The organism is Neisseria zalophi (assembly GCF_008807015.1).
Lineage (GTDB): Bacteria > Pseudomonadota > Gammaproteobacteria > Burkholderiales > Neisseriaceae > Neisseria > Neisseria zalophi.
The window spans coordinates 1,505,890-1,519,426 of record NZ_CP031700.1 but is presented as its reverse complement, the minus strand read 5'-3'; the positions used below and the strand labels follow the sequence as shown (position 1 = coordinate 1,519,426).

16 protein-coding genes are annotated in these 13,537 nt (G+C 45.7%); 6 read left to right on the top strand and 10 right to left on the bottom strand.

The features are described from left to right. Window positions 1–115: 115 nt before the first annotated feature. Entirely contained in the window at window positions 116–637 is a 522-nt protein-coding gene (locus D0T92_RS07010; protein WP_151051485.1) for an RDD family protein, read from the bottom strand. Between the two features lie 160 nt (window positions 638–797). Continuing rightward, the gene (locus tag D0T92_RS07005) at window positions 798–1,994 is read right to left on the bottom strand and encodes an amino acid aminotransferase (protein ID WP_151051483.1); all 1,197 of its coding nucleotides are present in this window, start codon (window positions 1,992–1,994) and stop codon (window positions 798–800) included. Window positions 1,995–2,221: 227 nt separating this feature from the next. On the opposite strand from D0T92_RS07005, the gene recD reads away from it, so the two are divergent. Beyond that, on the top strand, window positions 2,222–3,976 hold the full coding sequence (gene recD, locus D0T92_RS07000) for an exodeoxyribonuclease V subunit alpha (protein ID WP_151051481.1): 1,755 nt from the start codon (window positions 2,222–2,224) through the stop codon (window positions 3,974–3,976). A gap of 29 nt (window positions 3,977–4,005) precedes the next feature. Here the strand turns inward: recD and recN are convergent, their stop codons facing one another. Both recN and D0T92_RS06990 read right to left on the bottom strand, forming a co-directional pair. After that, window positions 4,006–5,673, bottom strand: coding sequence for a DNA repair protein RecN (gene recN / locus D0T92_RS06995; protein WP_151051479.1), 1,668 nt, complete (start codon window positions 5,671–5,673; stop codon window positions 4,006–4,008). 215 nt (window positions 5,674–5,888) lie between these two features. Then, window positions 5,889–6,248 (bottom strand): RidA family protein, encoded by a 360-nt coding sequence (locus D0T92_RS06990; RefSeq protein ID WP_151051477.1) that lies wholly within the window; start codon window positions 6,246–6,248, stop codon window positions 5,889–5,891. Between the two features lie 121 nt (window positions 6,249–6,369). Here D0T92_RS06990 and ybaK point away from each other — a divergent pair, with 121 nt between their 5' ends. From ybaK to D0T92_RS06965, 5 genes are all read left to right on the top strand, one after another. Next, window positions 6,370–6,855: a Cys-tRNA(Pro) deacylase gene (gene ybaK / locus D0T92_RS06985; RefSeq protein ID WP_151051475.1), complete on the top strand. Its 486-nt coding sequence runs from the start codon at window positions 6,370–6,372 to the stop codon at window positions 6,853–6,855. A gap of 510 nt (window positions 6,856–7,365) precedes the next feature. Next, window positions 7,366–7,734 (top strand): DUF4870 family protein, encoded by a 369-nt coding sequence (locus tag D0T92_RS06980; RefSeq protein ID WP_151051473.1) that lies wholly within the window; start codon window positions 7,366–7,368, stop codon window positions 7,732–7,734. 202 nt (window positions 7,735–7,936) lie between these two features. Next, window positions 7,937–8,299 carry a DUF4870 family protein gene (locus D0T92_RS06975; RefSeq protein WP_151051471.1) on the top strand — a complete coding sequence of 121 codons (363 nt, stop codon included), beginning with the start codon at window positions 7,937–7,939 and terminating at the stop codon, window positions 8,297–8,299. A 270-nt stretch (window positions 8,300–8,569) separates the two neighbouring features. After that, the gene (locus D0T92_RS06970; RefSeq protein ID WP_151051469.1) at window positions 8,570–8,842 is read left to right on the top strand and encodes a DUF3079 domain-containing protein; all 273 of its coding nucleotides are present in this window, start codon (window positions 8,570–8,572) and stop codon (window positions 8,840–8,842) included. A gap of 147 nt (window positions 8,843–8,989) precedes the next feature. Then, on the top strand, window positions 8,990–9,352 hold the full coding sequence (locus D0T92_RS06965) for a DUF4870 family protein (RefSeq protein ID WP_151051467.1): 363 nt from the start codon (window positions 8,990–8,992) through the stop codon (window positions 9,350–9,352). A gap of 68 nt (window positions 9,353–9,420) precedes the next feature. Here D0T92_RS06965 and era read toward each other — a convergent pair whose 3' ends face one another. From era to D0T92_RS06935, 6 genes are all read right to left on the bottom strand, one after another. Continuing rightward, window positions 9,421–10,344, bottom strand: coding sequence for a GTPase Era (gene era, locus D0T92_RS06960; RefSeq protein ID WP_151051464.1), 924 nt, complete (start codon window positions 10,342–10,344; stop codon window positions 9,421–9,423). A 49-nt stretch (window positions 10,345–10,393) separates the two neighbouring features. Continuing rightward, window positions 10,394–11,113, bottom strand: a complete 720-nt coding sequence (gene rnc, locus D0T92_RS06955) for a ribonuclease III (protein WP_151051462.1) — start codon at window positions 11,111–11,113, stop codon at window positions 10,394–10,396. A 154-nt stretch (window positions 11,114–11,267) separates the two neighbouring features. Then, on the bottom strand, window positions 11,268–11,915 hold the full coding sequence (gene adk, locus D0T92_RS06950; protein ID WP_151051460.1) for an adenylate kinase: 648 nt from the start codon (window positions 11,913–11,915) through the stop codon (window positions 11,268–11,270). Window positions 11,916–12,107: 192 nt separating this feature from the next. Further along, entirely contained in the window at window positions 12,108–12,680 is a 573-nt protein-coding gene (gene pth / locus D0T92_RS06945) for an aminoacyl-tRNA hydrolase (RefSeq protein ID WP_151051458.1), read from the bottom strand. Between the two features lie 74 nt (window positions 12,681–12,754). Further along, the gene (locus D0T92_RS06940; RefSeq protein WP_151051456.1) at window positions 12,755–13,048 is read right to left on the bottom strand and encodes an RnfH family protein; all 294 of its coding nucleotides are present in this window, start codon (window positions 13,046–13,048) and stop codon (window positions 12,755–12,757) included. Then, window positions 13,041–13,472, bottom strand: coding sequence for a type II toxin-antitoxin system RatA family toxin (locus D0T92_RS06935; RefSeq protein WP_151051454.1), 432 nt, complete (start codon window positions 13,470–13,472; stop codon window positions 13,041–13,043). Before D0T92_RS06935 ends, D0T92_RS06940 begins: the two co-directional genes overlap by 8 nt. Window positions 13,473–13,537: the final 65 nt, after the last annotated feature.

Here is a 13,537-nt window from a genome sequence, read left to right as displayed (position 1 = left end):
ACAAGTGCATACCGTTAGAAAAGGCCGTCTGAATAGTATTTAAATTTTTATTTAAATGGATAAATTTTCTTTTGCCTATATTGTTTTCATAACCGCTTTATTTGTTGTTATTCAGTTATTTCAAATTATCTGACCTTAAATCAATCAAACGCGTTCCGGCCAGATAGTCATATAAAAACTGACGATCAGGATTCAATAGCGCAAATCCCCACGGCAAAATCCACCAAATCAATGCGGCGCCAAATGCCGGCTTGGGTGGAATGCCGCTCAGATGCCGTAAAGCAGCATAAGCCAGCATGGGCACAAATACGATAAAAATACAGCCCCAAACAAAACGCAGGCGCAATTGGTTAAGGGCAGGGCGGTGGCCTGCGGTATTCACCAAACCGATTTTCCATACCCGCATCGGCAAGCTCTGCCCCTGTTTGTACCAGTTGGCTTTGCAATAAAACCACCAGGTTGCAATCAGAATTACAGTGGCAACAAAGCTAGAAAGCACTAAAGAAACGGGGTTTAACAACATGGCAATAATACCGGCTAATAATGCGGCAACCATGCTGACGGCACCAATCAATAAAAATTCATATAAAAGTGCGGCAAAACGCCGCTTAAGGGAAACGGTATGGAAAGAGGCCATAAATAATGATTTAAAATTCGGAAATATTTGAAAATATCTTAACAGAAAGCCTTATTTTTTGGCAGTCCTGTAGAGAAAACGGTTATTGTTACATCTCAAAAATAAAAACGGGCGGATAAATACCCCACCCGTTTTGGTCAAGCAAAGTTTTGACTGATACTTATGATTTCATCACTGCTGCAAAAGCATCCGCCACATAAGTAATATTTGATTCGTTTAAGCCGGCCACACACATTCTGCCCGACTCCAACAAATAAACAGCAAATTCTTGTTGCAAGCGCTGCACCTGTTCAACCGTCAACCCTGTATAGCAGAACATACCTTTTTGACTGATAAAATATTCGAAATTTTTGCCCGGCACTTTTTCCGTCAAAATTTCATACAGTTTTCGGCGCATAGTGCGGATACGGTCGCGCATAGCATAAACTTCTTGTTGCCATTGTTCGAATAATTCAGGCGTATTTAACACTTCGGCAGCCACAAAAGCACCGTGTGCCGGCGGGCTGGAATAAATACGGCGTACAGTAAATTTCAATTGGCCAAACACCAATTCGGCTTCTTCTGCATTCGGGCACACCACTGACAAGCCGCCGATACGTTCGCCATAAAGTGACATATTTTTAGAAAAAGAATTGCTCACAAACAAAGTTAAGCCCATATCCACGGCTTTACGGACGGCATAGGCATCATTATCGAAGTCTTCGCCAAAACCTTGATAGGCAATATCCATAAACGGAATCAGTTTGCGGGTTTGCACGATTTCCAGCAGTGCATCCCATTGGGCATGGGTTAAATCCACACCGGTAGGGTTGTGGCAGCAGGGGTGGAGCAGTACAACGCTGTTTTCCGGCAAATGCATAAAAAATGCCAACATTTCTTCAAATTTGACACCATTTGTAGCCGGGTCGTAATACGGATACGTGCTTACTTTAAAGCCTGCACCTCCGAAAATGCCTTTATGGTTATCCCAAGTCGGATCGCTGACATAAACTTCAGATTTCGGAAACCAACTGTGTAGAAAGTCGGCACCGACTTTTAATGCACCCGAACCACCAATAGTTTGAATGGTGGCCACACGTTTTTCTTGAAGGGCTGGATGATTTTCACCGAATAACAATGTTTGAACGGCTTTGCGGTAGCTTTCCAAACCCTCCATCGGCAGATAAGCGCGGGGATGAGGGGATTGTGCCCGTTTCACTTCAACACTGCGTACCGAATCCAATACCGGCAATTTGCCGTTTTCATCAAAATAAATGCCGATGCTGAGATTCACTTTAGTCGGGCGTTGGTCTTGATTGAAAGCTTCAACCAAACCCATAATCGGGTCGCCGGGATAGTATGCTACATGCTGAAACATATCGGATTCCTATCTGGAGGTAAGGGGTCTGTAAACGTATATTCAGGGATTTTGGCATAAAGGCTTAAACAAAACAATCTAAGGCCGTCTGAAAATATCATCCTGTTTTGTTTATCCAATGCTTTCAGACGGCCTGATTGATGTTATACCGACAAATAAAGCCTTATAATCGGTACTTATCGATTATTTACCCACATGATTATTTTTCACAGTCAGGAATCGGAACCATGCAGCCAGCTCCCGTTGCAGATTTAAATCAGGCCGCCGCCGAAGCCGCGGTTGAGGTATTACAACGCCATGCACCGCAAGAGGCGGAAGCTGTTGCGGCTTATGTTTACCGCCTGTTTGCCGCCTTGCAGGAAGGGCATGCTTTTTTATGGCTGGATGACGACGAAGCCGACACCCTGCGCAAACTGGAAACCATTGTCAGCGATAAAGGCAATACGCCGCTTATCCTGATGGGCAAAAAACTTTTTCTCGGCCGTATTTGGCAATTGGAGCATGATGTCGCTACTGAAATCGTACGCTTGACCGGTGCGCCTGTAAGTGGAATAGACGGGCAGGCGGCAGCCGAATATTTGCAAACTTGGTTTGCCGGCAAAGGCAGCGAAGGGCAGCGGGATGCGGCGGCATTGGCATTATTGGAACCGTTTATGCTGATTAGCGGCGGGCCGGGTACGGGCAAAACCACAACCGTAGCCAAATTGCTCGGCTTATTGTGCAGCGGCCGCCAAGCCTTGCCCCGTATTGCTTTGGCCGCGCCCACAGGGAAAGCTGCCGCCCATATGGCGCGTGCACTTCATCGCGCCGTCGGCACCTTTACCTTACCGGAACCCATACGCAACCATTTATTGCAGCTCGACGGGCAGACCGTTCACCGTTTGCTGAAATTGCGTCCGCCGGAAATGATGCCCTCGTTTCATGCCGAATATCCGCTGCCGTTGGATATTTTGGTGGTGGACGAAGCCTCTATGTTGGATATTTCGTTGTTATTACAATTATTGCGCGCCATTCCCACAGGCTGCCGCTTGGTTTTGTTGGGTGATGAAAACCAACTGCCTTCGGTCGGTGCCGGTGCGGTTTTGGCGCAGTTGGCGCAAACAACGGTTTTAGATAACGATACGGCGGCAAAACTGGCTGCTTTATTGCCGCAACACGGATTGGCTACCGCCGACCAACCGCCGCCGTTGGCTCAAAATATCGCCCGTTTGCAAGTCAGCCATCGTTTCGGTGACGACAGCGGTATCGGCGCTTTGGCGCGTGCGGTTATTAAGGGCGAGTCAGGCGAAGCTTGGGCACAATTTGATCATTTTCCAAACGAACTGCATTTGAATGCAGGCAGCTTAAAGCAGCAGGCGGAAAGGTTTTATGGCAGGCAGGCAGACTACTGGCGGGCGGTAGATGCGGGCGATATTGCGGCGGCATTCGAGCACCAAACCGATATTATGGTGTTGGCCGCGCGCCGGTATGATGCGGAAGCCTTTAACGAAGCCTACCGCTATTGCTTACAACGACACGGACGCGCCCGCGCCGATATGCCGTGGTTTGCCGGGCAGGTGGTTATGGTGTCGCGCAATGACTATACCTTGGATGTGTTTAACGGCGATATCGGCCTGATTATGCCGGATACGGATAAAGCGGAAGAAACCGCGCTGGCGGCATATTTCCCATCGCCGGAAGGCTATCGGAAAATCGCACTCAGCCGCCTGCCCGAACATGAAACCGCTTTTGCGATTACCGTACACAAAAGCCAAGGTTCGGAATACCGTGAAGTATGGCTGTTGCCGCCGACCGAAGAAGAAAACGAACCGACACATGGCTTAAACAAGGCTTTACTCTATACCGCGATAACCCGCGCCCGCGAGCAATTTGTTTTCTGGGGCAGCAAAACGGCTTTTCAGACGGCCTGTTCCTTAGATGAAAAGCGTCGCAGTGCATTGCGTGAAATGATAGGGCAGGTAATGGGGCAAACCAAGCTATAGTACGCTTTTCAGTTGTTTGATTCGCTAATCTAGGCCGAACGTTCGGCCATTGCCAATAGTTCGGCGGCGTGTTCGCGAGTGGTTTCGGTAATGGTTTCGCCACCGAGCATACGGGCAATTTCACCCACTCTGCCTGTTTCGTCCAATACATTGATTTCGCTAAAGGTTTGATCGTTTTGGCTGTATTTATACACCTGCCAGTGGTTTTCACCGCAAGCGGCGACTTGGGGTAGGTGGGTGATGGCCAATACCTGATGTTCTTTGCCCAAAGCGCGTAAGGCACGGCCGACGGTTTCGGCCACCCCGCCGCCGATACCGGTATCGACTTCGTCAAAAATCAGGGTGGGGACTTGAGTGTATTGACTGGTGACCACTTGCAAGGAAAGGCTGATACGCGCCAATTCGCCGCCCGAAGCCACTTTATTTAAAGGCCGCAGCGGGCTGCCGGCATTGACGGCAATTTGATATTGAATATGTTCCAAGCCGTTGGCAGCCGGTTCGGACGGCATCAATGCTACATGAAATGCCGCGCCTTTCATCGATAAATGCTGCATGTGTTCGGTGGTTTCCCGTTCCAGCCGGCCGGCCGCTTCGCGGCGCATGTCCGACAACACTTCGGCGGCTTGTCTGTATTCTTTTTCGGTGCGCGCCACTTCTTCCGCCAAAGCTTCCAAATCGGTGGCGGCTTCCAAGGCTTGTAAAGCGGTATCCAACTCGATAAGTTTGATAGGCAAATCTTGCGGCTCGATGCGGTATTTCCGTGCGGTGGCCATGAGTTCGCCCATCCGCCGTTCCTGCTCGGCCAACTCATTGGGGTTGATTTCAACCCGCCCGGCTACGTCGCGCATATTGGCGCTGATTTCACTGAGCTCGGCTTCTATGCTGGCCAACATATTCAGGCTTTCGGCAAAACGCGGTTCGATATTTTGTAGGCTTTCCAATAGTTTCTGGCATTGATAAAGCTGCCGCTGCATGCCGTTGTCGCCGTCGATATATTCGCCTGTTTGCTCGGCCGCCTGAAGCAGATCGGCGGCATGGGAAAGCGTGCTGTGGCTTTGGTTCAAGGTTTCCCATTCGCCTTGCTGCGGATTGATGCGGCTTAATTCGTTAAACTGCCATTCCAGCCGTTCGCGTTCGATAGCGGTGTTTTCCGCCTGATTTTGGGCGTCGGCCAACGCTTGGCGGGCATGGTGCCAAGCCTGATAGTATTGCCTAACTTGCTCGGCTTGCGACAGGCTGCCGGCAAAGGCATCGAGTAGGCGGCGCTGCTCGGCTTCTTGGTTGAGGGATTGGTGGGCGTTTTGCCCGTGAATATCAATCAGGCGGCTGCCGATGCTTTTTAATTGGGCAAGGGTGGCGGCATGGTTGTTGATAAAACTGCGGCTTTTGCCTTTGATATCGATAATACGGCGGATACTAAGCTCGGAAGCATCTTCTTCAGATAAGCCTTGCTCGTATAATTCCTGCTGCAATTCGGGTAGGGCGCTGATGTCGAATAAAGCGGAAAGACCGGCTTCGGATGCACCGCTTCTGATTTGGCTGTAATCGGCTTTATCGCCAAGCAGTAGGCCGATGGCGTCCAGCGTAATCGACTTGCCCGCGCCGGTTTCGCCGGTTAGCACGGTAAAGCCGTTTTGAAAATTCAGATTGAGCTTTTCTACAATCACGAAATCGCGTAATGAAAGCGCCAACAACATGCGGTTATCCTTAAAAAATAAGCGGCCGTCTGAAACGGTTTTACGATAAAGTTAATTATAACTAAGATTTTTCGTAGTTAAAATCAGTTTAATTAAACTATTTCAATATTTTTAATTTATAAATTTGATTTGTATAAATAAAAAATCTTAATGCTTAGTATTTGTTTCAATATCAGGCCGTCTGAAATATTTTCAGACGGCCTGATATATATAAATTACGTTTTTTGAATCTGCACGGCGGAAACTTTAATTTCTACCGCAATATCCGGATCTGCCAATTTGGCTTCCACGCAGGCACGGGCAGGCGAATGTCCGGGGGCGACCCATTTGTCCCACACCTCGTTCATAGCCGTATAGTATGCCATATTGCTTAGAAATATCGTGGCTTCCAAAATGTGTTTTTTATCGGAACCGCACTCGGCCAGCCAATGATCGATTTGTGCCAATACGTCGCGGGTTTGTTCGGCGATACCGACATCGGTACGTTCGGGCACCATGCCGGAAAGGAATATGAAACCATTGGCTATAACCGCTTCCGATAAACGCGGCATTTGTCCTAAATATTTGATGCTCATTGTGATTTCCTTTATTGTTTTTGGGATAGGGCGTTTATGTTAGCATATCGGCGAAAAAACCGAATCATGATGCCAATCGGTTTTGATAATTTTATTTTGATAGAAATGTTCAGACGGCCTTATGAGTAAATCCGATTATCCTATCACCGCGGCTATCCGCTTTTTACGCCAACATCACATCCCATTCCAACCCCATCTTTATCCTTATGTCGAACACGGCGGCACGGCACATTCCGCTTCTTGCTTAGGCGTGCCGGAACATCAGGTGATTAAAACCATTGTGCTGCAAAACGAACAAAAAAAGGGCATGATTGTATTAATGCACGGCGATAAACATATTTCGACCCGCAACTTGGCAAGAACGTTGAGTATGAAACATATTGAGCCGGCCGAACCGAAGCAGGCCAATAAATGGACCGGCTTTTTGGTTGGCGGCACCAGCCCTTTCGGTACCAAAACGGCTTTACCGGTGTATGTTGAGAAAACGATTTGGGATTTGGATAAGATTTATATTAACGGTGGCAAGCGCGGTTTTTTAGTGTCTATCCATCCGCAAGATTTGCGAGTATTAAAGCCGCAAGATGTTGAAGTGGCAACGGATATTTAAGGTAATATTTATTATGAAATAATATATTAGTTAATTATTTATAATAATATTATATATTTGTATATATTAAATAATATCAATTACTTAAGCATTTTTTATTGAGTATTAATTTTAATATAGTAAAATATTTGCTAATGTCATAAACATCAAAATAATTTATTATTTTTAGACATAGATACATATCACCATAATAAATAAAAAAGATGCCTTATAAAAATTCAAATGGTCTTAAATAAAGAAATTTGCATATTTTTTGAACCTTATTGATTTATAGGTGTCTAAGCAGGCATTTCTGTACTATGTAAATACAGAAATAATATCAATATGTAACCAACTTTATCTCAAATAATGAGGGTTTAAAGATATATTAAAATGTGCTGGATCAAAATTGATAAAATATCAGTTTTTTGACAGTAACATTGATAGTTTTAAAAATATTATTTTTTTATGATGTATGTGCAGCAGAAACCGTGTAAATTGTTAACCCTCTAATATTAAAAAGGAATATTTATGAGTAATGAAATTATTGATAATAACCAACCGGCGGCGGATAAAGATAAATTACGTACTCAGGCAATTATTGTCTATGCTTTATATGCCGCTTCTGTGTTGTTGGGTGTTACTGTTATCGCAGGCGTTATTATGGCTTATATGAAACGTGATGAAATGCAGGGCACGCTCTATTATGATCACATGCAATATTTGATTAAAACCTTTTGGTGGAGCTTGATTGGTTGTATTATCGGTTACATCACACTATTTATTGTAGTAGGCAGCATTATTTTAGTAGTATCCGGTATTTGGTTTATCTACCGTGTGGTAGCCGGCTTTATTAAACTGAATAATAACAAACCGGTATCAGCTGACGGTTGGTTATAATTTCTGTTATTTTGTTATATAAGAAAAGGCTGTCTGAATGTTTCAGACAGCCTTTTCTTTATCAAGCTAGTTAATTTTTACTTAAATAAAATATAACATAATAAATATTTATTATTTATAATATTATATACATAACTTACAATAGCTTTGAAATTAGCAAGCTCTCTTAAATAATTATAAACTTCAATAAAAAGGAATATTTATGAGTAATGAAATTATTGATAATAACCAACCGGCCACGGATAAACTGCGCACGCAGGCAATTATTGTCTATGCTTTATATGCCGCTTCCATGTTGGCGGGTGTTACTGTTATTGCCGGTGTTATTATGGCTTATATAAAACGTGATGAAATGCAGGGCACGCTCTATTATGATCACATGCAATATTTGATTAAAACTTTTTGGTGGAGCTTGATTGGTTTTATTGTTGGTTCCATCACATTATTTATTGTAGTAGGCAGCATTATTTTAATAATATCCGCTATTTGGTTTATCTACCGTGTGGTAGCCGGCTTTATTAAACTGTATGACAATAAACCGGTATCAGCCGATGGTTGGTTATAATTCGTTATAAAAAAGCCGTCTGAAAAGTTTCAGACGGCCTTTGTGGCAACGGATATTTAAATATTCTGAATATCGGCTTGACTTTCGATTCCGATAAAATCAGCCACCATACGTAACAATATAGAAAAAAATTAGGCAGCATTATGCGTAGCGAACGCCCGACCTATACCTTATAAACAAAACAAAAAATACACAAAGCGGGCAAACGTTCCTGCTTTGTGTATTTTTCAAACAGGCATAGGCCATGACTGAATATATAGGACAAATATTATGGCCAAAAAATTTCCTATCCACCCAAAAAATCCCGAGCGCATCTGCTGGGGTTGCGACAAATATTGCAAAGATACCGATTTACAATGCGGTAACGGCAGCGAAAGAATCCAACACCCGATTGAGCTGGACGGAGCCGACTGGTATAAAAAAGGTGACTGGAGTAATTTATTAAGCGAACAGCAGCAAATCGAGCTCGGCCTAAAACCGGCACCTAAAGAAACCAAACATGCCAAGCCGCATATCAAGCTGCCTCTTAAAAAGCCTGTCTGAAAAAGACATCCTTATGGTAAAATCTTTCCTACCACATTCAGGTTCTTTTATCATGCAATTAATTGATTTACATTGCTATATTAACTTCGAAGGCCTGGTTGGTGGTCTATCCGAAGTGTTGGCCATAACCAAGCAAAAGGAATATTTATGAGCAATGAAGTTATTGATAATAACCAACCGGCCACGGATAAACTGCGCACGCAAGCAATTATTGTCTATGCTTTATATGCCGCTTCCATGTTGGCGGGTGTTACTGTTATTGCCGGTGTTATTATGGCTTATATAAAACGTGATGAGATGCAGGGCACGCTTTATTATGACCATATGCAATATTTGATTAAAACTTTTTGGTGGAGTTTGATTGGTTTTATTATCAGTTACATCACATTTATTATTTTTATAGGGATCCTTATTTTCTTTATGGTCGGTATTTGGTTTATCTACCGTGTGGTAGCCGGCTTTATTAAACTGTATGACAATAAACCGGTATCGCCTGATGGTTGGTTATAATCCATTATATAAAAAGGCCGCCTGAAAACCCAATATTAGGTTTTCAGACGGCCTTTTATCAATAGGTTTTATAAACCCAACTCTCTCAAGAAGCGGATATCGTCTGCCCAGCCGGATTTCACTTTCACCCACACTTTTAGAAATACTTTGCAATCAAATAGTTTTTCCATATCCAAGCGTGCTTCGGTTGAGATTTTTTTCAACTTCTCACCACCTTTGCCGATGACAATCGGTTTCTGATTTTCTTTATCGACCAGCACGGCGATATAAATGCGGTATAGCCCGTCTTCCTCTTGGAATTGTTCCACTTCCACATTCATGGCATAAGGCAATTCTTCACCCAAATAACGGAAAAGTTTTTCGCGCACGATTTCCATTGCCAAAAAACGACCGGATTTATCCGTAATCATATCGTCGGGATACATCGGCACGCTTTCGGGTAGGAACGGTTTTAATTTTTCCAGCAGGTTGGCAATCCGCAAGCCATGCTTGGCGCTGACGACTTCTTCGCCGGCAAAATCAAATTCGCTGCGTACCGATTCGATAAAATTGCTTAACATCAATTTATCTTTGGCTTTTTCTTTATCGATTTTGTTGACCACCAGTAATACGGGGATATGCTTGGGCAGTTGTTTCATAACGGTACGGTCGGCTTCGGTAAACCTTAGTGCTTCGACCACGAAGATCACTACATCCACGCCGCTCATTGCTTCGGTTACATTGAGGTTTAAGCGGTCGTTGAGGGCGTTACGGTGGTCGGTTTGGAAGCCGGGCGTGTCGACAAAAACGAATTGCGCGGTGTCGTCGGTATAAATACCGGTAACCTTGTGGCGGGTGGTCTGCGCTTTTTTACTGGTGATGCTGATTTTTTGACCGATAAGATGGTTCATCAGCGTGGATTTGCCCACATTCGGCCGGCCGACAATAGCGGCAAAACCGCAACGGTAGCCGTTGGGTGAGTCGGTGGAATCTAAGAAGTTTTCGATATTCATATTGTGCATTCTGTCGGATAGATTCAGACGGCCGTCTGAAAAAGGATGGTTAGTTTTTTGGCTTGTCGGCAGCCAGTTTGGCCTGCAACCATGTTAAGGCTTCTTTGGCCGCGGCTTGTTCGGCGGCGCGGCGGCTGTTGGCTTTGGCATGGGTAATGTGGCCGAGCTCGCCCAAATCGCAGGCCATTAAGAATTCGGCTTCGCTGCCTTCGCCGCGTTGCTCTTCGATGCGGTATTTCGGCAAGGCCAAGCGGTGTGCTTGTAGCGTTTCTTGCAATAGGGTTTTGGCATCTTTGTTTAATTCGGTGGTGTCGGCCGAGGCAACCCGGTCGGCAAACAGTTTTCGAATGGTTTTTTCGGCGGCGGCAAAATCGGCATCGAAACTAATGGCGGCAAAAATGGCTTCCATTGCGTCGGCAAGAATGGAGGGACGACGGAATCCGCCGCTTTTTAATTCGCCTTGGCCGAGAAAAAGCGCATTGCCCAAATCCAGTTTGGTGGCAATATCGGCCAGTGTGTTTTGGTTGACCAAATTGGCGCGCATCCGTGATAAGCGGCCTTCGGGCAGCTTGGGGTAGTGGTCGAACAGCATTCGGGCGATGGTATAGTTGAGAATGGAATCGCCGATAAATTCCAAGCGTTCGTTATTGTAGGCGGAATAGCTGCGGTGGGTGAGGGCACGTTCGAGTAGGGTGGAATCGCTAAAGGTGTAGCCGATTGCTTTTTGGATGTGTCGGAAGGCTTGTTGTTTCTGCGGGTTGGGTTTCATGAAAATTTTCTGGCATGGTTAAGCCCGAATCTTCTTCGATACTTGGCACTCAAATGCCGAAAAAGATTAAGACTGGTTGTTATCATAATATTATAGGCCGTCTGAAAAAAGTTCAGACGGCCTATATTGTACCTTATTTCAGGTGTTTAACGGTTTATTTGCCTAAAGCGGCCAATACTTCGTTTTTCACGGTATCTACGGCTTGCGTACCGTCTACTTTAATGTATTTCGGGGCATTTTCGCCGGTGAGTTTGCTGTAAAAACCGATCAATACGGCGGTTTGGTCGTGATAAACCTGCAAGCGTTTTTTGACGGTTTCTTCTTTGTCGTCGTCTCGTTGTACCAAATTTTCGCCGGTTTGGTCGTCTTTACCTTCCGTTTTGGGCGGATTGTAGGTGATGTGATAGGTTCTGCCGGAAGCAAGGTGGACGCGGCGGCCGCTCATGCGGTCGACAATCACTTCATCGGGTACATCGATTTCAACTACGGCATCCAAATTCACGCCGGCTTCAACCATGGCTTCGGCTTGCGCCAGTGTGCGCGGGAAACCGTCAAACAGGAAACCGTTGCGGCAATCGTCTTGGGCGATGCGCTCTTTGACCATGCCGATAATGATGTCGTCGCGTACCAAGCCGCCTTCATCAATGATTTTTTTGGCTTCCAAACCCAAAGGAGTGCCGGCTTTGATGGCTGCGCGCAGCATATCGCCGGTAGAGATTTGGGGAATGCCGAAAGCCGCTGTAATAAATTGAGCCTGTGTGCCTTTGCCTGCACCCGGTGCGCCGAGCAGTAAAACTTTCATGCTGTGTTCCTTAACGATAGTTTATGGATAGGGAATGGGATTCTGTAAAGGCCTATTATCTTAATATGGTTGGCCGCTGATGAAAAGGTTTCGGGCGGTTTTAAACGGATTTTCTACTTTATTTTTTGTTTGCAGCTTGCAATGATCATTAAAGGCCGTCTGAAAGATTCAGACGGCTACGATATCGATAATTTATTTGCTGTGTAAAAAACGGGCGGCTTCTTCGCGATTGCCTTCCATAATAAGAGGCAGACCTTGTAAGGATTTGGCGATGGCATCATCAATGGCTTGCCTGTCTTCCATGCTGGGTTTGTTTAATACATAGCCCACCACCAGATTACGGTCGCCGGGGTGGTCGATGCCCAAGCGCAGGCGGTAGAAGTCGGGGGTGCCGAGTCGGGCTTGGATGTCTTTCAAACCGTTGTGGCCGCCGTTGCCGCCGCCGAGTTTGAAGCGGATACGGCCGCAAGGGATATCCAATTCATCATGAACCACTAGGATTTCTTCGGGTTTGATTTTATAAAACAATGCCAACGCGGCAACCGACTGGCCGGAGCGGTTCATAAAGGTATTGGGCTTGAGCAGCCAAACATCGCCTTCGGGGCGGGACACCCGTGCCGCTTCCCCGAAAAACTTTTTCTCTTCTTTGAGCGTGGCTTTCCACGCCCATGCCAGTTCGTCGATAAACCAAAAGCCGGCATTGTGGCGCGTATCTTTATATTCCGGCCCGGGATTACCGAGGCCGACGATTAATTTAATGGCCATAGTTTTATTGTGCTTTCAATATAGGGTATGGAGGCCGTCTGAATATCAGGCAGTGTTTGCCGGTTGGATATGGATTATTTCAGACGGCCTTTGTTTTGCTTTTCCTGCACCCGGCGGCGGCGGGCTTCTTTGGGGTCGATAAGTAGCGGGCGGTAAACTTCGATACGGTCTTTATCGCGCAAAACGGTATCGTCTTTCACTTGTTTGCCGAATATCCCTAAAGGCGCATGATGAACATCGGCATCGGGAAATTCTTCGGCAATGCGGCTGCGGATAACGGCTTCGCGGGCGGTGGTGCCTTCTTCAACCTGCATTTGTTGCAATAATTGCTTGTCCGCCGTGCCGTAGGCGATTTCGATATTAACCATAACGGCGGTCGGCTTCCTTAACAAACGCATCGACCAGCGTGCTGGAAAGATGCCCGAATACCGGTGAAATCAAAGTTGCCAGCAGGCCGCTGGAAAAATCATATTGCAGTTTGAATTCGATTTTGCAGGCGTCGTCGCCCAAGGGGATAAACTTCCATGTACCTTGCAGGGTTTTGAACGGGCCGTCGAGCAGCTCCATACGGATTTCGCGGCCGGGAATATTGTGATTGTGGGTGGCAAACGATTGCTGCACCCGCATATAGTCCATAAACAAACGTGCTTTCAGTTCGTTGCCGTTGCGCTCAATCACTTCGGTTTTGCTGTACCACGGCAGAAATTGCGGATAGTCTTCCACTTTATCGACCAATTCGAACATTTGTTCGGCGCTGTGTAGCACTAAGACGTTTTTTTCAACAGTTTTCATAGGATTTTCTTGCCCGCGGTAATATGCAGTAAAAAGGGGATATTATAAACAAAACGGATATTTTT

Excerpts from the sequence above, each read along its gene's own strand:
- D0T92_RS07010 (WP_151051485.1), bottom strand. The coding sequence starts at position 637 with ATGGCCTCTTTCCATACCGTTTCCCTTAAGCGGCGTTTTGCCGCACTT.
- D0T92_RS07005 (WP_151051483.1), bottom strand. The coding sequence starts at position 1,994 with ATGTTTCAGCATGTAGCATACTATCCCGGCGACCCGATTATGGGTTTG.
- recD (WP_151051481.1), top strand. The coding sequence starts at position 2,222 with ATGCAGCCAGCTCCCGTTGCAGATTTAAATCAGGCCGCCGCCGAAGCC.
- recN (WP_151051479.1), bottom strand. The coding sequence starts at position 5,673 with ATGTTGTTGGCGCTTTCATTACGCGATTTCGTGATTGTAGAAAAGCTC.
- D0T92_RS06990 (WP_151051477.1), bottom strand. The coding sequence starts at position 6,248 with ATGAGCATCAAATATTTAGGACAAATGCCGCGTTTATCGGAAGCGGTT.
- ybaK (WP_151051475.1), top strand. The coding sequence starts at position 6,370 with ATGAGTAAATCCGATTATCCTATCACCGCGGCTATCCGCTTTTTACGC.
- D0T92_RS06980 (WP_151051473.1), top strand. The coding sequence starts at position 7,366 with ATGAGTAATGAAATTATTGATAATAACCAACCGGCGGCGGATAAAGAT.
- D0T92_RS06975 (WP_151051471.1), top strand. The coding sequence starts at position 7,937 with ATGAGTAATGAAATTATTGATAATAACCAACCGGCCACGGATAAACTG.
- D0T92_RS06970 (WP_151051469.1), top strand. The coding sequence starts at position 8,570 with ATGGCCAAAAAATTTCCTATCCACCCAAAAAATCCCGAGCGCATCTGC.
- D0T92_RS06965 (WP_151051467.1), top strand. The coding sequence starts at position 8,990 with ATGAGCAATGAAGTTATTGATAATAACCAACCGGCCACGGATAAACTG.
- era (WP_151051464.1), bottom strand. The coding sequence starts at position 10,344 with ATGAATATCGAAAACTTCTTAGATTCCACCGACTCACCCAACGGCTAC.
- rnc (WP_151051462.1), bottom strand. The coding sequence starts at position 11,113 with ATGAAACCCAACCCGCAGAAACAACAAGCCTTCCGACACATCCAAAAA.
- adk (WP_151051460.1), bottom strand. The coding sequence starts at position 11,915 with ATGAAAGTTTTACTGCTCGGCGCACCGGGTGCAGGCAAAGGCACACAG.
- pth (WP_151051458.1), bottom strand. The coding sequence starts at position 12,680 with ATGGCCATTAAATTAATCGTCGGCCTCGGTAATCCCGGGCCGGAATAT.
- D0T92_RS06940 (WP_151051456.1), bottom strand. The coding sequence starts at position 13,048 with ATGGTTAATATCGAAATCGCCTACGGCACGGCGGACAAGCAATTATTG.
- D0T92_RS06935 (WP_151051454.1), bottom strand. The coding sequence starts at position 13,472 with ATGAAAACTGTTGAAAAAAACGTCTTAGTGCTACACAGCGCCGAACAA.